The sequence below is a fragment of the Enterobacter sp. SGAir0187 genome, assembly GCF_002952735.2.
Lineage (GTDB): Bacteria > Pseudomonadota > Gammaproteobacteria > Enterobacterales > Enterobacteriaceae > Enterobacter > Enterobacter quasiroggenkampii.
Genome location: NZ_CP025034.2, coordinates 271,590 through 288,311 on the forward strand (window position 1 = coordinate 271,590; position 16,722 = coordinate 288,311).

The 16,722-nt window shown below is 56.7% G+C and carries 17 protein-coding genes; 10 read left to right on the top strand and 7 right to left on the bottom strand.

Annotated elements, in window-relative coordinates; translation table 11 throughout:
• Positions 1 to 19 precede the first annotated feature (19 nt).
• Complete coding sequence (gene pepT / locus CWR52_RS01310) at positions 20 to 1,249, top strand: peptidase T (RefSeq protein WP_104948588.1); 1,230 nt, start codon at positions 20 to 22, stop codon at positions 1,247 to 1,249.
• Here pepT and tehB read toward each other — a convergent pair.
• Positions 1,246 to 1,839, bottom strand: a complete 594-nt coding sequence (gene tehB, locus CWR52_RS01315) for a tellurite resistance methyltransferase TehB (protein WP_104948589.1) — start codon at positions 1,837 to 1,839, stop codon at positions 1,246 to 1,248. The two genes, pepT and tehB, sit on opposite strands and share 4 nt — an antisense overlap.
• A 135-nt stretch (positions 1,840 to 1,974) precedes the next feature.
• On the opposite strand from tehB, the gene ydcK reads away from it, so the two are divergent.
• Positions 1,975 to 2,955, top strand: a complete 981-nt coding sequence (gene ydcK / locus CWR52_RS01320) for a YdcK family protein (protein WP_104948590.1) — start codon at positions 1,975 to 1,977, stop codon at positions 2,953 to 2,955.
• Here ydcK and rimL read toward each other — a convergent pair.
• The 4 genes from rimL to CWR52_RS01340 form a co-directional block, all read right to left on the bottom strand.
• Positions 2,950 to 3,489, bottom strand: a complete 540-nt coding sequence (rimL, locus tag CWR52_RS01325; protein ID WP_104948591.1) for a 50S ribosomal protein L7/L12-serine acetyltransferase — start codon at positions 3,487 to 3,489, stop codon at positions 2,950 to 2,952. The genes ydcK and rimL overlap by 6 nt on opposite strands.
• 93 nt (positions 3,490 to 3,582) lie before the next feature.
• On the bottom strand, positions 3,583 to 5,238 hold the full coding sequence (locus CWR52_RS01330) for a glucan biosynthesis protein D (RefSeq protein ID WP_090416997.1): 1,656 nt from the start codon (positions 5,236 to 5,238) through the stop codon (positions 3,583 to 3,585).
• Between the two features lie 242 nt (positions 5,239 to 5,480).
• Positions 5,481 to 6,254, bottom strand: coding sequence for a transporter substrate-binding domain-containing protein (locus CWR52_RS01335; RefSeq protein ID WP_104948592.1), 774 nt, complete (start codon positions 6,252 to 6,254; stop codon positions 5,481 to 5,483).
• A 22-nt stretch (positions 6,255 to 6,276) separates the two neighbouring features.
• The gene (locus CWR52_RS01340) at positions 6,277 to 7,446 is read right to left on the bottom strand and encodes a pyridoxal phosphate-dependent aminotransferase (protein WP_104948593.1); all 1,170 of its coding nucleotides are present in this window, start codon (positions 7,444 to 7,446) and stop codon (positions 6,277 to 6,279) included.
• Positions 7,447 to 7,560: 114 nt separating this feature from the next.
• Between CWR52_RS01340 and CWR52_RS01345 the strand changes: the two genes are divergently transcribed.
• Positions 7,561 to 8,403 carry a LysR family transcriptional regulator gene (locus tag CWR52_RS01345; protein WP_104948594.1) on the top strand — a complete coding sequence of 281 codons (843 nt, stop codon included), beginning with the start codon at positions 7,561 to 7,563 and terminating at the stop codon, positions 8,401 to 8,403.
• Here CWR52_RS01345 and CWR52_RS01350 read toward each other — a convergent pair.
• A complete protein-coding gene (locus tag CWR52_RS01350; protein WP_104948595.1) occupies positions 8,390 to 9,895 on the bottom strand; it encodes a carboxylesterase/lipase family protein in 1,506 nt (501 codons plus the stop codon). The two genes, CWR52_RS01345 and CWR52_RS01350, sit on opposite strands and share 14 nt — an antisense overlap.
• 43 nt (positions 9,896 to 9,938) lie before the next feature.
• Positions 9,939 to 11,282, bottom strand: a complete 1,344-nt coding sequence (hglS, locus tag CWR52_RS01355) for a 2-oxoadipate dioxygenase/decarboxylase HglS (protein WP_104948596.1) — start codon at positions 11,280 to 11,282, stop codon at positions 9,939 to 9,941.
• A 529-nt stretch (positions 11,283 to 11,811) separates the two neighbouring features.
• On the opposite strand from hglS, the gene CWR52_RS01360 reads away from it, so the two are divergent.
• The 7 genes from CWR52_RS01360 to cydB all read left to right on the top strand — a co-directional run bounded on the left by CWR52_RS01360 (position 11,812) and on the right by cydB (position 16,716).
• Complete coding sequence (locus tag CWR52_RS01360) at positions 11,812 to 11,997, top strand: general stress protein (protein WP_004150795.1); 186 nt, start codon at positions 11,812 to 11,814, stop codon at positions 11,995 to 11,997.
• Positions 11,998 to 12,091: 94 nt separating this feature from the next.
• Positions 12,092 to 12,586 (top strand): ferritin-like domain-containing protein, encoded by a 495-nt coding sequence (locus tag CWR52_RS01365; RefSeq protein WP_023311678.1) that lies wholly within the window; start codon positions 12,092 to 12,094, stop codon positions 12,584 to 12,586.
• A 23-nt stretch (positions 12,587 to 12,609) separates the two neighbouring features.
• Complete coding sequence (locus tag CWR52_RS01370) at positions 12,610 to 12,813, top strand: hypothetical protein (RefSeq protein WP_043951627.1); 204 nt, start codon at positions 12,610 to 12,612, stop codon at positions 12,811 to 12,813.
• Positions 12,814 to 12,838: 25 nt separating this feature from the next.
• Complete coding sequence (locus CWR52_RS01375) at positions 12,839 to 13,345, top strand: ferritin-like domain-containing protein (RefSeq protein WP_104948597.1); 507 nt, start codon at positions 12,839 to 12,841, stop codon at positions 13,343 to 13,345.
• A gap of 17 nt (positions 13,346 to 13,362) precedes the next feature.
• Positions 13,363 to 14,235, top strand: coding sequence for a manganese catalase family protein (locus CWR52_RS01380; RefSeq protein ID WP_008502274.1), 873 nt, complete (start codon positions 13,363 to 13,365; stop codon positions 14,233 to 14,235).
• A gap of 67 nt (positions 14,236 to 14,302) precedes the next feature.
• Entirely contained in the window at positions 14,303 to 15,706 is a 1,404-nt protein-coding gene (locus tag CWR52_RS01385; protein WP_104948598.1) for a cytochrome ubiquinol oxidase subunit I, read from the top strand.
• Positions 15,706 to 16,716, top strand: coding sequence for a cytochrome d ubiquinol oxidase subunit II (gene cydB / locus CWR52_RS01390; RefSeq protein ID WP_104948599.1), 1,011 nt, complete (start codon positions 15,706 to 15,708; stop codon positions 16,714 to 16,716). The genes CWR52_RS01385 and cydB overlap by 1 nt, the downstream gene beginning before the upstream one ends.
• Positions 16,717 to 16,722: the final 6 nt, after the last annotated feature.

Genomic DNA, 16,722 nt, shown 5'->3' on the forward strand with positions numbered 1-16,722 from the left:
AAATAAGGAATAAATCACTATGGGCTCGCCGCTTTCCAGACAATTAACGCACCGTTTTTTCCGCTATCTCGCGCTCACCAGCCAGAGCGATCCCAAAGTCAAAACTCTGCCCTCAACGCCGGGCCAGCATGACATGGCGCGCGAGCTGGCGCAGGAGCTGGCACAGCTGGGGTTAGACGACATTGTGATTGATGAATTCGCCACGGTGACGGCGGTTAAAAAAGGCAACGTGTCCGGTGCGCCGCGCATCGGCTTTATTACCCATATTGATACCGTCGACGTGGGACTTTCACCGGATATTCATCCACAAATATTAACGTTTACCGGTGAAGACCTCTGTCTGAATAAAGAGAAAGACATCTGGCTGCGGGTAGAGGAGCACCCTGAAATTCTCGCTTATCCGAACGAGGAGATTATTTTCAGCGACGGTACCAGCGTATTGGGCGCCGATAATAAATCGGCGGTCACGGTGGTCATGACGGTGCTGGAAAACCTGACGGCGGAACACCGGCATGGGGATATCGTCGTGGCGTTTGTGCCTGACGAAGAGATCGGCCTGAACGGTGCCAAGGCGCTCGATCTTAAGCGCTTCGACGTCGACTTTGCCTGGACCATTGACTGCTGCGAGCTGGGTGAGATTGTCTACGAGAACTTTAATGCGGCAGCCGCGGAAATCCGTTTTACCGGCGTGACGGCGCACCCGATGTCCGCCAAAGGCGTGCTGGTGAATCCCCTGCTGATGGCGACTGATTACATCAGCCATTTTGACCGCCAGCAAACGCCAGAGTGCACCGAGGGACGTGAAGGCTATATCTGGTTTAACGGCATTCAGGCCGGGCAAAGCGAAGCCGTTCTTAAGGCCAATATCCGCGACTTTGACAAGGAGAGCTTTGCCGCGCGCAAGCAGCAGATTGGCGACGTGGCCGCGCTGATTGCCGCCCAATATCCGACGGCCAGCGTGGACTATCGCATTGAAGATACCTACAGCAATATCAGCAATGCGATTGGCGAAGACCGGCGCGCCATCGATCTGATGTTCGAGGCGATGGAATCGCTCGGCATCACGCCGAAACCGACGCCGATGCGCGGCGGCACCGACGGCGCGGCGCTCTCGGCAAAAGGGCTACTCACGCCGAACTTCTTCACCGGGGCGCATAACTTCCACTCGAAGTTTGAATTCCTGCCGCTGTCGTCGTTTGAGGCGTCTTATAAGACTGCCCTGCAGATCTGCCTGCTGGCCGCCCGTTAAGCGGGCTTGCGTGCCAGCATCGTGGCAAAGCGCAGCTTGATGCGGTTGCCGTTTTCATCTGTGCGGTGCAGTTCGCCAACGTCCTCGTTGTATTTGAGCAACGCCCAGCCTTCGTAGTAGTTGCTCAGCTCACCGCTCCTGAAGGCAAACGGGAAGCCGACGGTGCACGGGTAATCCGCCGTATCCATGGCGGCAACGATCAGGTTGTAACCACCCGGCGTCGTGCAGAGCTGCATATTGGCGATAAGGCCCGGGATGGTTTTTGCCTCCAGGAACATCATCACCACGGTAGAGAGAATAAAATCGTACTGGCCGTCAAAGCTCAGGTTGTTCAGATCCTTAATCGCGGTATGCAGATTAGCGATCCCTTCTTCCGCCTTGATGCGCTCGATATTGTCGATGCTCATCGGGTTCTTGTCCCACGCGGTCACATCGTAGCCGTTGGCCGCAAGGTACAGGCTGTTACGGCCGTTGCCGCAGCCCAGATCCAGCGTTTTACCGGGCTTAACAATCTCCGCGCTGTACAGCACCTCTGAATGGGTACGGGTTAAGCCATATTTCTCTGTGAAGTAATTCTCATCGACGGTCATTATTTTTCCTGCGTTCGCATAAAGTGAAGGTGCATTTTGCATGCCATTTTAAGGCGTTTACCGTCTGGTTGCCAAGCCGCTCGAAATGCGAAAACTTTGCTACGTTTAGTGAAGACGCTTATCAGAGACATGAAGATGAACAAATATCGCCTTAGCGACGAGACCCGCCTCTGGCAATGGAAAAACGGCGAAACCACCCACGCCACCACGCTGCGGCAAATTATCGCCACGGCGGACTTTAACGACGTAATGGTCGGCACGAGAGGCGGCTGGATTGACGATGAGCGCGCCCTCGCACAGGACGGCGGCTGCTGGATCTACGATGAAAACAGCGTGGTGTTCGCCGGGGCAACCGTATCCGGCAACGCGCGTCTTACCCTTCCATGCATCATTAGCCATGACGCGCATATCGGCGACAGCTGCTGGCTGGACGGCGCGGAGGTCAGCCACGGGGCGCGAATAAGTGACAACGTCACCATTCAGCAGTCCTGCGTACGGGGTGAGTGTCATATCTACGGCGACGCGCGTGTGCTGCATCACAGCGTGGTCATTGCCGCCAAAGGGCTGACGCCGGACCATGAACAGATCCTGCAAATCTACGACAAGGCGACGGTGAGCCAGTCGCGGATTGTGCACCAGGCGCAAATCTACGGCGAGGCGATGGTCAATTTTGCCTTTGTTGAACACCGGGCCGAAGTCTTCGACAACGCGATCCTGGAGGGTAACGATCTGAACAACGTCTGGGTGTGCGACTGCGCAAAAGTCTATGGTAACGCCCGGGTGATAGCCGGGTTTGACGACGATGCCATCCCCACGGTGCGCTACAGCTCTCAGATTGCGGAGAATGCCGTGGTCGAAGGCAACTGCGTCATCAAGCATCACGTTCTGATTGGCGGGCAGGCCTGGCTGCGCGGCGGGCCGATCATGCTGGATGATAAAGTGGTGATCCAGGGGCGCGCGCGCATCAGCGGAGATGTGCTTATCGAACACCGGGTGGAAATCACCGACGATGCGGTCATTGAAGCGTTTGCCGGTGAGAGCATTCACCTGCGCGGCGAAAAAGTGATTAACGGCGACCAGCGCATCACCCGCACGCCGCTGCTGGGCGCGTTATAGGGTATAGATCCGGCCGTAGATATTCACATCGTCAAAGCGGCCATTCAGGTATTCCGCTTCCCGCAGGCACCCTTCCAGCGTAAAACCGTTGCGCACGGCAACGCTGTTGCTGTGCTGATTCGCCACCCGACACTTGATCACAAAACGACGGATCTCACCGCGTTCAGCGTAGTAGCGCATAAACGCCTGCAGTGACTGAGTGAGAATGCCCTGCCCCTGGTGGTCTTCATCCAGCCAATAGCCGATGTAGCCGGCTTTGTTGGTTGGTTCAATCGTGTTGAACGACAGGACGCCAACCAGCGCATCATCCTTGAAGATCAGAAACATTTTGGCGTAGCCGCGCTGGTGCAGCATCTGGTTACTCTGCACGTTGCGGCGGGTATCCTCTTCGCTGCCCACGTGCTGCGCCCAGTCAAAGGCGGTTTGCAGAAAGGCTCTATTTTTGACGACGAGATTGTGCAGGTCGGTGGCGTAATGTTCTTCGACGGAACGCAGTTCGATGTGTTGTGAAACGGGAATGATTTCAGATGTCATGGTGCCTCGTCATCGCCCGGTGGCGCTGCGCTTACCGGGCCTACAGTATCGAAACGTAGGCCGGGTAAGCGTTAGCGCCACCCGGCACAAGGGTTAACGCATTACCCTGTCATCAACATACTGACGTTTATCCGGCGCTGGTGGGAAATACTGGTACAGCCAGGTTTCGCTGATGGCGTCGCCCTGGCAGCGCAGGAACAGGCGCATATCCACCGGTTCCGTCGAATCCGACGTTGGGTACCAGTCAAACAGAATGCGATAGCCGTCAAACGGCTCAACGTAGAGGATCTCCACCTGCTTCGCTTCACCGCTGGAGAGCGTGATCACCGGCTCGATGCCTTTTGGCGCAGCGGCCTTCAGGTCACCGCCGACGAAGTCGATGGCAAAGCGACGGGCCCACACTTTCGGGTAGTTTTCGCCCGGCGCCCAGCCTTCCGGGAAGCCGCCCATGCCGGTACGGGTGGCGAAGACGTTGGCCAGCGGAGAACGCACCGGCGGCATGGCGCTCCAGTAGAGGCGATATTTGAAGTCCAGCTCGTCGCCCGCTTTGACGGCTTTTTCCGGCTGCCAGAAGCAGACCACGTTATCCAGCGTTTCACCGGTGGTCGGGATCTCCATCAGGCCAACCGCGCCTTTACCCCAGTCGTTACGCGGTTCCACCCACAGGCTTGGACGCTTGTTGTACCACCCCATCACGTCCTGATAGTGCGAGAAATCGCGATCGAGCTGCAACAGACCGAACCCTTTCGGGTTTTTGTCCATATAGGCATTGAATTGCAGCTTCTGCGGGTTGTTCAGCGGACGACAGATCCACTCCCCGTTGCCGCGCCACATCGCCAGGCGGTCGGAGTCATGGATTTGCGGGTGAATAGTGTCACACATGCGGCGTTCGTTATTACCGCAGCTGAACATGCTGGTCATCGGCGCAATACCGAGCTGCTTGATGTCCTTGCGCGCGTAGAGGTGGTTTTCCACCTCCATGATCACCTGGCTCTTCTCGCAGTGGATCACGAACTTATAGGCGCCGGTGATGCTCGGGCTATCCAGCAGCGTATAGACGGTAAAGGTGGTGTCGCCGGGCTTGACGGTTTCAAACCAGAAAGAGGTAAAGTCCGGGAACTCTTCCGGCGTGTCGGTAAAGGTATCTACCGCCAGGCCGCGGGCGGAAAGGCCGTACTGGTAAGTGTCATCCACCGCGCGGAAATAACTCGCGCCCAGGAAAGAGACGATATCGCGACGCGCCAGCTCCGGCGCCTTAAACGCGCGGAAGCCCGCAAAGCCGAGATCGCTTTGCCCTTCCAGCTGTTTGGTATCCACGCCCGTTTCACCGTAGCTGAACAGCTCAGGACGGAAGTGGATCTCGCGCGCCATAGAGGTCGACTGGTCCAGCGAGAACATCCGCACGCGGCGACGGAACCCCATTCCCATGTGGAAGAACTGCACGTCCAGCTGACGCCCTTCAATGTTGTTCCACAGAGACTGCTTTTCGTCGTAGCGAATGGCGTTGTACGCCTGCGGCGTCATGGTGGCCAGCGTCTCCGGCAGCGGACGCGGCGCGCCACCCCACGGGGTTTTCGCCAGGTCATGCGCCATGGATTGCAGTACGGAGAAGTCAAAACGACGGCTCTGGCCGTCAGCAATGTCAGAGTCGGCAGCGTATGCCGCTTTGGAAAACAGGGAAGCAAGGCCGGATGTGCCGCTCAGGGCTGCCACTGCCAGCGAGCCTTTTAGAAAACGTCTGCGATTCATGCCTGGAAAAACGTCCTTATGGTCGTGTGAATGTGTTCCGCGCTCGGCGAAATGACGGCAAGAAAGAACGCACAGCCTAAACAAAAATGGTTAAGAATCCAATTGTTGGCCGGTGATTATCTGAACAAAGTGAGAAATATTTTCTGTCGACCAGAACGGCCCGAAAGTGGTGTAAAGAAAGCCTGGAAAATGTGTATAAAAATGCCCCGTCAGGACATCAGCTGACGGGGCTAATGAGGCGGTTATTTTACGCTGACATCGATACCCGGGAAGTACTTATCAGCGAGTTTAGCGATCGTGCCGTCGGCACGTACTTTATCAATTGCGGCATCAAGCTGCTTTTTGGTGGCCTCGTCCCCTTTACGCAACCCAAAACCGATCCCACTGCCGAGGATAGTGTCGTCAGATACCGGTTTGCCGATGAAGCCAAACCCTTTTCCCTGCGGCTTGCTGAGGAAACCTGCCTGCCCGGCCGCGGACATGACCAGCGAGGCGTCAATACGGCCATTCAGCAGATCGCCCCAGGCCATATTCTGATCTTTATACGACACCACAGTGACACCCTGCTTTTCCCAGTGCTCTTTGGCATAGGTTTCCTGAATGGATCCCTGCAGCACGCCGATGGTTTTCCCCTTCAGCCCTTCTGGGGTTGCCTCAACCGCCGTGCCGGCCTTGCCGACCAGCTGCGACGGTATACGGTAAATCGGCTGGGTAAAATCGATGCTCTTGCGGCGCTGCTCGGTGATATTCATCGCCGAGTTGATGGCGTCAAATTTCTTCGCCACCAGCCCCGGGATCAACGCATCAAACGAGGTTTCCACCCAGTTGCACTTCAGCGCTGCCGCTTTGCAGATGGCATTCCCCAGCTCAACGTCAAACCCTTCCAGTTCACCTGCCGCATTGCGGCTTTCAAACGGCGGATACTCGGCTTCCAGACCGTAACGCAGCTCGGACGCCGCGAAGGAGGAAAAGGTACACAGCAATCCCATGCCGACAACTAGCGCGCGTAATTTCATTTCACACTCCTCAGAGCCTATCTCAGCGTGGTTTAACCCGACACAGGGCTTGAGCACCTGCCCGTAACGTCGCCTCATCTTTCGCAAAAGAGAGACGAATCAATTTATTATCCGTACCGTCCGCATAAAACGCCGACAGCGGAATGGTGGCAACACCGTACTCAACGATCAGCCGTTTCACCAGCTCGCTGTCGCGCTCGTTGCTGAACTGGCTGTAGTCCGCCAGCATGAAGAACGATCCGGCGCTCGGCAGCAGCGTAAACGGCGAATCGGCCAGCAGACTCTGCAGCAGATCGCGCTTGCGCTGGTAAAACGCCGACAGCGACAGCCAGGTTTGCGGGTCGACCATATGTTCAGCAAACGCGTGCTGCATTGGCGTATCGGCAGAAAACATTAAAAATTGATGGACTTTACAAATCTCGTCCATCAGTACCGCCGGTGCAACACAGTAACCCACCCGCCAGCCGGTGACGTGATAGGTTTTTCCGAAAGAAGAAATAATCACGCTCCGCTCCGCCAGCTGCGGGTGCGTGGCCATCCCGTGGTGCGGCTCACCGTCAAACACCACGTGTTCATACACTTCGTCAGACAAAATAATGATGTCGGTATTGCGCGTCAGCGCCGCCAGCTGCTGCAGATCGTTGGCTGAAAAAACCTGGCCGCTCGGGTTGTGCGGCGTATTGATGATGATCATGCGCGTGCGCGGGGTGATGGCAGCCCGGACTTCGTCCCAGTTGACGGCAAAATCCGGCACGGTGAGCTTGATGGCAATCGGCGTTGCCCCCTGCAGACGGACAATCGGCGCGTAGCTGTCAAATGACGGCTCAAAGTAGATCACCTCATCACCCGGGTGCACCAGCCCGCTGATTGCCGAATAGAGCCCTTCGCTGGCGCTGGCGGTCACCAGCACCTCGCTGGCCGGGTCATAGCGCGTGCCGTATAGGGTGGCAATTTTATCGGCAATGCGCTCTTTGAGCGGCTGCAGACCGGTCATCGACGCATACTGGTTATGCCCCGCCTCCATTGCGCGGGTAACGCCCGCAACAAGCTTTGGGTCGCAGGAAAAATTCGGTGCGCCCTGAGAAAGGTTAATCGCGTTATGCTGCGCCGAGAGCTGGCCGATAACGGTAAAAATGGTGGTGCCCACATCGGGCAGTTTAGAGCGCGTTTGCACTGGCGTTCGTAAAGTCATCCTCTTTCCCTTCTCATGGACATTGCATAACTATTCAAACAACATCTCTGTTGTCGGGACAATCGAATTGTTGTCATAATAGCCATGAGAAAAATGCATAGCTGAGGTGTTTCCATGTCGCGCCGTTCGCTCCCGCTCAATGCCATCGACGCATTTTTAGTCACCGCGCGTCACCTGAATCTGACCCATGCTGCCGCAGAACTGTGTCTGACGCAGGGGGCCGTGAGCCGCAAGATTGCCTCCCTTGAGGCGTGGTTTGGCTTTCCGCTTTTTGAACGCCACGCGCGCGGACTGCGCCTCTCACCGCAGGGCAGCGCTCTGCTTCCGGAGCTGCAGTCCGCTTTCGAGCAGCTGCTGTCCGTGGCCGACCAGGCCCGCAGCCAGCAAACCGTGATCCGGCTCAAGGCTCCCACCTGCGCCATGCGCTGGCTGGTGCCGCGCCTGCTGGAGGTGGAGCGCGAGCATCCGGATCTGCAAATTGCGCTGACCACCACCACCGATCACAACGTCAATTTCAAAACCGAATCTTACGACGCGGCCATCGTGTTCGGCACGCACATGAGCGCAGGCGACCTGCTGTTCGAAGAGGCGCTCACCCCGGTGATAAGCCCGGTGCGGGCGGGTGCAGCGCTGGGATCGCTGACGTTCCTGCACCCCACAAGGGATAAGACAGACTGGTCGCTGTGGCTGACGAAACAGGAAGGTCCGGGCTTTGCCATGCACAAAAATCAACACTTCGACACGATGGATCTCGCCATCACGGCCGCCATTCAGGGGCTGGGCGTGGCCATTGCCGACGAAACGCTGGTGGCCGAAGATGTCCGCGCGGGAAGACTGATGCGGCCTTATGAAACCAGCATAAAAACCGGCGCGAGCTACCGGCTGGTGCTGCGCGAAACGCCAGGGGAGGAAAATGGACTGGCGGCGTTTCGCGCCTGTTTGCTTAATCGAGACTGACGTGGTGCTTCATCACCCGTTTGAAGAGGCTCATGCGCGCGCGCATAAAGCGGTTTTCAAGCCGGAATCCTGCATTTTTATTCACACCAATGCGTAACAAAACGTCCCGCCCTTTTCGGCATGCGGGCCAGTGCGTCGGCCCTGGCAGGATCTCACGAGGCCCTGCGTCTCGCGCAAAGCTTACCCAGTAATCGGCCACCTGCGCAGCAAACTGTAAATCCCGTTCGTTGACATACTGGCGTGAAGGCTCAACCTGGCCGAGGGTATCGAAGACATAGGGCACTTCATTGCCGTGCCAGGCGCCGTTGATATAGGTGGCATGTTCCGCTTCCGCGACATAGTCAAACCAGTAACGCCAGCACAGTCCGCCCACGCGCTGCTGAGCCTGCATCACCACATAGCCCATGGTAGTAAACGCCATGTCGCGGCACACCTGTCTGCCCAACTCCTCATCACCTTTGACGCCCGGATAGAGCAGCTTAATCAGCCCCAGCCCGAAGCGTCGCTCCCGGCGGAGCTTCTGGATTTGCCCGGCGAGATCGATGCCAAACACCGCCATCACGCTGGCCTCATCGCTGTTCGACCCAATCATCACCGGTACGGGATGCTGGCGGGCAGCGAAAAAGACGTCCAGCATCGCTTCGGGCAGAACGCAGTCCCCGACGATGGGCGCCGGGGCGACGTTCAGCGGCGCGGTGAGCGGCCAGAACGCCTCCGGCGGAATGGCGCGCAGCTGCTCAGCAGTCGCCTTCTCCAGGCCAAAATGGGCGGCCAGCGCCTCCCCTTTTTGCAGCGCCTGCTCTCGCGGCGTGTCCGGCAAGGTATACCCGCTTTGCACAATCGCCTTGTGGAACAAGCCAGCCGCCAGGGGCGATGTCAGCAGAGAAAGCACGCTGCGCGCACCGGCGGATTCACCAAACAGGGTCACATTGTCAGGATCGCCACCAAATGCGGCGATATTCTCCCTAACCCATTCGAGGGCCGCGATCTGATCCAGCAGAGCAAAATTATGCACCACGCGATCTTCCTCGCCTTCCAGCGCGGGATGGGCGAAAAAGCCAAGATGACCGAGACGGTAGTTGATCGTCACCACAACCACGCCGCGCGTGGCCAGCGCTTTGCCGTTATAGGGCGGTAAGCCACCCGCACCGATGGTAAAGCCGCCGCCGTGCAGCCAGACCATAACCGGAAGCGGACCGGTGCGCTCTTTGGGAGACCAGACGTTAAGGTAGAGACAATCTTCGGAAAACTGGCCCGGATCGCCGCCGCCTAACTCCTGACAATACTCGCTGCTTTGCCAGCTTGAGGGCGAGAAAGCCGTAGCCTCGCGCAGGCCATCCCAGCGTTCAGGCGGCCGAGGTGAGCGCCAGCGCCACTCGCCAACGGGCGGTGCGGCATAAGGAATACCGCACCAGACGTGGACATTTTCATCGGTTAAACCAGACAGTGCGCCCTGGCGCGTTTCAACCACAGGGGCGGAAGGATTTTGCATAACGACCTTATTTTTTCCATCACACCCCAGCAGAGTAACGATTTCAGAGCAAACCGCAACGCTGTTTGCTGCGGGTTTCAGCCTCCTGGTAGAGCGTAAACTCGTCATACACCGGACAGCCCAGCGCGTCTTCAAACGCATCGCGGCTTGCGTTACCGTGGCTGCGGGCCTGGGTTTCGTTCCCGAGATTGGACTGGAAAATCCCCGCGGCACTGACCGGGAGGAAATCTTCGTAGGTGATCGGCTGGGCAACCACCCATCCGCGCTCAATCAGCGGCTGCGGATCGTCGCCCGGACGAAACGCATGGCGATGGGCTTCCCCTGATGGCGTCAGCCGATAGCGAAAATAGGCCAGTTCCTGACGGCGCATGAGCATTTCGCTGTCCGGGAAGGCGCTAAAGATCTCCCGCAGATGCAGCTGGTGCGTCAGGTTATCTTTGCCGGTTCCGGCCTGGGCGAGGAGGCTGTCGTACAGTTCGCGGCCTTTCGGGGTCAGCGCCACGCCGCGCTGTTCAATCTCACCGAAGCGCGCGGTGTGGGTGCCCTTATGTTCCCCGGCAAACAGCACCGGCTCTTCCAGGGCTTTAAAGCTGGTTTGACGCAGCAGGACGGGCACCTCGCGACGCGGCGGCCCTTCAATCAAAATTTTCGGCTCGATACCGTACTTCGGCATCAGCTCCTGCACCCGGTCAATGTCCAGCGTACGCGGCGTCAGGTGGTTAATATGGCAGCCCGGGAAGCAGACCACGTCGGCAATCAGGCGATGCTCGTTATGCAGCGCCTGATAGGTTTCCTGATCGACCGTCGCATGATGGTGCCAGCGGAAGGTTTCCAGCGCTTCCTGCACAAACTCTTGCGCCTGTTCGTCAGTAAACTGCCCTTCCGATTCATACAGATCGAGAAGCGCCAGACAGCGCGGGGTGAAAATGTTTCGGTGAGAGAGGATTTCCGCCGCCCGTTCGCGCAGCGCAACGTTGTCAATCAGCTCAAGGCGCAGCAGCGACGTAAAGATACGGAACGGATTACGGCACAGCGCCGCATCATCGATCGGGCGAAACGCCGTTGAGTGGACCGGCACCCCCGCCTGAGAGAGATCGTAATAGCTGACCGGGTACATGCCCATAATGGCAAACATACGGCGCAGGGTTGAAAGTTCTTGCGCACTGCCGACGCGGATCGCCCCGTGACGCTCCACGTTCAGGCGCGCAAGCTCATCGGCGTTTGCCAGTTGTTCATGTAATAGTGGGTTATTCTCCAGCACCGCCAGGTTTACGTCCGCAACCAGTTCAAGCAAGGTGCCGTACTGCGGAACTTCCTGCTGGTACATCGCCGACATAGCCTGCGAAAAGTGTTCCCGAATGTCATCAGCCGTGATGGTGTTCGCCATGATGTCATGCCTCCAGTGAATATTACCTGGAGTGTAGAGAAACCCGTTCCTTCCGGGGGGAAAGATTTCTGATTTGTGATCTTAAGACGACAGTGGTCAAACCGTGTGCTACATGCATCTGAACGAGCCTTAACGAAATCGCCCTTTCGCGCCTGGCGCTTTTTATCCAGGATTTTCCTTATAATTATTTAGGGTTTCGCTTTCTAGCTATAAAGGAGTATTTTTTATTTTCCCCTGACTGCAAATTAACCAATTTGAGTGCGTCATTATTTTTATCCTCAGCTTTCAAATTTTTAGCTCAAAGTTAGGATTAATCCCAATGGTTGTTTACAAGTCCTTCCTGCCTATCCATATTTCCAGTTTAAGCGAAGCGCAAATTTACAAATACTTAATAATAACGCAACCGCAAATAGCAAAACGCATTTGACGGATGACGTCCAGCGACTAGAGTTATTACTCGAACGACGAGTGATACGGAAATATTTTCGTATCGTACTGACATAACCAATATATGACTATGAGGTTTAATATGGCAGAGCATCGTGGTGGTTCCGGTAATTTCGCTGAAGACCGTGAAAAAGCATCAGAAGCTGGACGTAAAGGTGGCCAGCACAGCGGTGGTAATTTTAAAAACGATCCGCAACGCGCATCTGAAGCGGGTAAGAAAGGGGGACAGAACAGTCACGGCGGAGGCCGTAAATCTGATAACTCCTGATCTTATTTAGTACTCTTTTAATAAAACCAGAGAGCATGCTGCGGGCTGAAAAGCTCGCAGTACCCTTTCTTTATTTTACCGGAGCGTAATAATTATGAATATGAAAAGTGTAGAGGATGTATTTATTCATCTTCTGTCGGATACCTACAGCGCAGAAAAGCAGCTTACCCGAGCGTTAAGCAAACTTGCCCGCGCCGCCTCCAGCGAGAAGCTGAGCGCCGCCTTTACCGCACACCTTGAAGAGACGCAAGGTCAGATTGAACGTATCGACCAGATCGTCGAGCAGGAAGACGGTATTAAGATCAAACGCATGAAGTGCGTGGCGATGGAAGGCTTAATTGAAGAAGCCAACGAAGTTATCGAAAGTACGGAAAAAAATGAAGTGCGTGACGCCGCATTAATTGCCGCTGCACAAAAAGTTGAGCATTACGAAATAGCCAGCTACGGTACCCTTGCCACATTAGCAGAACAACTGGGCTATAAAAAAGCCGTTAAACTTCTTGCTGAAACGCTGGAAGAAGAAAAAGAGACCGACCTTAAACTCACCGACCTGGCCGTTGGAAATATTAACCAAAAAGCGCAGAAATGACGCAATAACACAGGTTAAATAAAATGAGCATCAGTCCCAGGACAATTAAACGGTGCCATTTAACGGCAGCTATAATATGGTTCATACTCGCTATCCCTTCCGTAATATGGTGGAAGAACAGCGTGCTATGGGTCATTATCATCAGTATCTATGCCAATATTGTCGGCCATTTATCTGGCTACAGTGCTGCACGTGCCGATCAGGCTGCTGAAAGTGAGAACAAATAAGCGAACCCCTAATGAGGATACAATGATGAATCACGTAGAACACTACCATGACTGGCTACGCGATGCCCATGCGATGGAAAAGCAAGCCGAATCTATGCTGGAATCCATGGCCAGCCGTATCGATAATTATCCTGATGTTCGCGCCAGAATTGAACAGCATATTAATGAGACAAAACGGCAAATCACATTGCTGGAGGAAATCCTCGACCGTAATGATATTTCTCGTTCGGTCTTAAAAGACTCGATGAGCAAAATGGCGGCGCTGGGGCAATCCATCGGCGGCATGTTCCCTTCTGACGAAATCGTGAAGGGCTCGATCAGCGGCTATGTTTTCGAACAGTTTGAAATCGCCTGCTATACCTCCCTGCTGGCAGCGGCCAAAAAAGCCGGGGACACCGCTTCGATACCCGCTATTGAGACGATCCTCGCCGAAGAGCGCGGAATGGCCGACTGGCTGATTCGCCATATCCCGCAAACGACGGAACAGTTCCTGCTGCGCTCAGACGCATCGGGTGTCGAAGCGAAAAAATAATCCACAGGAGAGTGAGCATGTTTCGACACGTCAAACAGCTGCAATACACGGTTCGCGTCGCCGAACCGAATCCCGGCCTGGCCAACCTTTTACTGGAACAATTTGGCGGACCGCAGGGTGAACTGGCCGCCGCCTGCCGCTACTTTACGCAAGGGTTGAGCGATGACGATCCGGGCCGCAAGGATATGCTGATGGATATCGCGACCGAGGAGTTAAGCCACCTCGAAATCATCGGTACCCTGGTCGGTATGCTGAATAAAGGTGCCAAGGGCGCGCTGGCGGAAGGGGTGGAAAATGAGGCCGAGCTGTATCGCTCCATGACCGAAAACGGCAATGACAGCCACATCACCTCCCTGCTCTACGGCGGCGGAACCCCGCTCACCAACTCGGCGGGCGTGCCCTGGACGGCGGCCTACGTCGACACCATCGGCGAGCCGACGGCGGACCTGCGCTCAAACGTGGCGGCCGAGGCCAGAGCGAAAATCATCTATGAACGGCTGATCAACGTGACTGACGATCCCGGCGTGAAGGACGCGCTGGCGTTTCTGATGACGCGTGAGGCGGCGCATCAGCTCTCCTTTGAGAAGGCGCTGCAGTCCATCCGTAATAATTTCCCGCCGGGAAAACTGCCGCCAATCGAGGAATTCACCAACAAGTACTACAATATGTCTGAAGGTGGAGAGGTTCGCGGAAGCTGGAACAGCGATAAACACTTCGATTACGTTGAGTCCCCCCAGCCTGCGGTGGATGGCGGCGATGGCAGTGCCAGCGTCACGCTCACAACCGAGCAGGCAACCCTGGTCAAGGCGATGTCTGCCCGCACGAAATCCGATCCACATTCCGACCCGCTGACCGGTGCCGAGCTGGGTGCCGGAAAGACTAAACCGTAATCGGTTTGCCGGGCAGGCCTGAACTGCCCGGCAATTCGCGTGCCCCATCGTCTCAGAGGTACGGACCATGTTCGAACTCGATGCGTTTCATTTGGCCAGAATTCAGTTCGCTTTTACCGTCTCGTTCCACATCCTGTTTCCCGCGATCACCATCGGTCTCGCCAGCTACCTTGTGGTGCTGGAGGGCATGTGGCTGCGCACCAAAAACGACGTCTGGCGATCGTTGTACCACTTCTGGCTCAAGATATTTGCCGTTAACTTCGGCATGGGCGTCGTTTCCGGGCTGGTGATGGCGTACCAGTTTGGCACCAACTGGAGCGGGTTCTCCCAGTTCGCGGGCAGCATTACCGGCCCGCTTCTGACCTATGAAGTGTTAACCGCCTTCTTCCTGGAGGCCGGATTCCTGGGCGTTATGATGTTCGGCTGGAATAAGGTCGGCCCCGGGCTGCACTTCTTTTCGACCTGCATGGTGGCGCTCGGCACGCTGATGTCGACCTTCTGGATCCTCGCCTCCAACAGCTGGATGCACACGCCACAGGGTTTTACTATCGAGAACGGCCAGGTGATCCCGCAGGACTGGCTGGCCATCGTCTTTAACCCCTCCTTCCCTTACCGTCTTATTCATATGGCTATCGCCGCGTTTCTGAGCAGCGCGCTGTTTGTCGGGGCATCAGGCGCATGGCATCTGCTGCGCGGTAACGATACGCCCGCCGTTCGCACCATGTTTTCCATGGCGATGTGGATGGCGCTGCTGGTCGCGCCCATTCAGGCGGTGGTGGGCGATATGCACGGCCTTAACACGCTTGAACATCAGCCGGCAAAAATTGCCGCCATTGAGGGCCACTGGGAAAATCACCCCGGTGAGGCCACCCCGCTGCTGCTGTTTGGCCTGCCGGATATGGAGGAAGAGCGCACCAAATACGGACTGGAGATCCCCGCGCTCGGCAGCCTGATCCTGACGCACAGCCTGGACAAGCAGGTCCCCGCGCTGAAAGACTTCCCGAAAGAGGATCGCCCAAACTCGACCATCGTTTTCTGGTCATTCCGCGTGATGGTCGGGATGGGACTGCTGATGATTACCCTTGGTCTGGTCAGCCTCTGGCTACGCTATCGCCATCGACTTTACCACTCGCGTCCGTTCCAGTGGTTTGCCCTCTGCATGGGGCCTGCCGGGCTGCTGGCGCTGCTTGCCGGCTGGGTGACCACCGAAGTGGGCCGTCAGCCGTGGGTCGTCTATGGCTACCTGCGCACCCTCGACGCGGTATCGCTGCACAGCACCCTACAGATGAGCATCAGCCTGCTGGCGTTCTTCGTCGTCTACTCATCCGTGTTTGGCGTGGGCTATGTTTATCTCATCCGGCTGATTAAGAAAGGACCTCAGCCCGTCGATACGCTGACGTCAAACACCTCGGGCACGCCTGCCCGTCCGCTGTCAGCCGCGGAGTCTGTTCCGGAAGAGGAGAGAATCTGATGGGCGTCGATATCTCAGTGATTTGGTTTGCTATCATCGTGTTTGCCACGCTGATGTACATCATTATGGATGGCTTCGATCTGGGCATTGGCCTGCTGTTTAACTTTGTGGGCGATGCGAAAGAGCGCGATGTGATGGTCAACAGCGTGGCGCCCGTCTGGGACGGCAACGAGACCTGGCTGGTGCTCGGCGGCGCGGGGCTGTTCGGCGCGTTTCCGCTGGCCTACGCGGTGATTATTGATGCGCTGACGATCCCACTCACCGCAATGCTGATCGGCCTTATTTTTCGCGGCGTTGCCTTTGAGTTCCGCTTCAAAGCCACCCCTTCACACCGCAAATTCTGGGACTACTCCTTTGCCGGCGGCTCCCTGCTCGCCACCTTCAGCCAGGGCGTGGTGGTGGGCGCCGTGATCAACGGCTTTGACGTGGAGGGCCGACGTTTTGTCGGCTCTTCGCTGGACTGGCTCACGCCTTTCAGCCTCTTCTGCGGCATCGGTCTGGTCGTCGCCTACACGCTGCTGGGCACCACCTGGCTCATCATGAAGAGCGAAGGCGCGCTGCAACAACGCATGCGCGAACTGACCCGCCACGTGCTGCTGGCCCTGATGGTGGTTATCGCGGTAGTCAGCATCTGGACGCCGCTCGGCTGGCAGTACGTCGCCGACCGCTGGTTTACCCTGCCCAACTTCTTCTGGTTCCTGCCGGTTCCGCTGCTGGTCGGGATCTTCAGCGTGCTGATCTGGCGCCTGACCCGCAATCCGGCCAGCCACGCGCGCCCTTTCCTGCTGACGCTGGGGCTGATTTTCCTCGGGTTTAGCGGGCTGGGCATCAGCCTCTGGCCAAACATTATTCCGCCACGCATCACCCTGTGGGAGGCCGCAGCCCCGCCTGCCAGCCAGCTGTTTATGCTGGTTGGGACGTTACTGATTATTCCGGTGATCCTGGTGTACACCGCCTGGAGCTATTACGTCTTCCGGGGCAAAGTTTCGGATACTGAAGGCTATCACTGAGGAACG

Bases quoted from the DNA above. Each gene is read 5' to 3' on its own strand.
- CWR52_RS01330 (WP_090416997.1), bottom strand. From the start codon at position 5,238: ATGAATCGCAGACGTTTTCTAAAAGGCTCGCTGGCAGTGGCAGCCCTG.
- CWR52_RS01345 (WP_104948594.1), top strand. From the start codon at position 7,561: ATGTCGCGCCGTTCGCTCCCGCTCAATGCCATCGACGCATTTTTAGTC.
- rimL (WP_104948591.1), bottom strand. From the start codon at position 3,489: ATGACATCTGAAATCATTCCCGTTTCACAACACATCGAACTGCGTTCC.
- ydcK (WP_104948590.1), top strand. From the start codon at position 1,975: ATGAACAAATATCGCCTTAGCGACGAGACCCGCCTCTGGCAATGGAAA.
- CWR52_RS01350 (WP_104948595.1), bottom strand. From the start codon at position 9,895: ATGCAAAATCCTTCCGCCCCTGTGGTTGAAACGCGCCAGGGCGCACTG.
- tehB (WP_104948589.1), bottom strand. From the start codon at position 1,839: ATGACCGTCGATGAGAATTACTTCACAGAGAAATATGGCTTAACCCGT.
- hglS (WP_104948596.1), bottom strand. From the start codon at position 11,282: ATGGCGAACACCATCACGGCTGATGACATTCGGGAACACTTTTCGCAG.
- cydB (WP_104948599.1), top strand. From the start codon at position 15,706: ATGGGCGTCGATATCTCAGTGATTTGGTTTGCTATCATCGTGTTTGCC.
- CWR52_RS01335 (WP_104948592.1), bottom strand. From the start codon at position 6,254: ATGAAATTACGCGCGCTAGTTGTCGGCATGGGATTGCTGTGTACCTTT.
- CWR52_RS01365 (WP_023311678.1), top strand. From the start codon at position 12,092: ATGAATATGAAAAGTGTAGAGGATGTATTTATTCATCTTCTGTCGGAT.
- CWR52_RS01370 (WP_043951627.1), top strand. From the start codon at position 12,610: ATGAGCATCAGTCCCAGGACAATTAAACGGTGCCATTTAACGGCAGCT.
- pepT (WP_104948588.1), top strand. From the start codon at position 20: ATGGGCTCGCCGCTTTCCAGACAATTAACGCACCGTTTTTTCCGCTAT.
- CWR52_RS01360 (WP_004150795.1), top strand. From the start codon at position 11,812: ATGGCAGAGCATCGTGGTGGTTCCGGTAATTTCGCTGAAGACCGTGAA.
- CWR52_RS01385 (WP_104948598.1), top strand. From the start codon at position 14,303: ATGTTCGAACTCGATGCGTTTCATTTGGCCAGAATTCAGTTCGCTTTT.
- CWR52_RS01380 (WP_008502274.1), top strand. From the start codon at position 13,363: ATGTTTCGACACGTCAAACAGCTGCAATACACGGTTCGCGTCGCCGAA.
- CWR52_RS01340 (WP_104948593.1), bottom strand. From the start codon at position 7,446: ATGACTTTACGAACGCCAGTGCAAACGCGCTCTAAACTGCCCGATGTG.
- CWR52_RS01375 (WP_104948597.1), top strand. From the start codon at position 12,839: ATGAATCACGTAGAACACTACCATGACTGGCTACGCGATGCCCATGCG.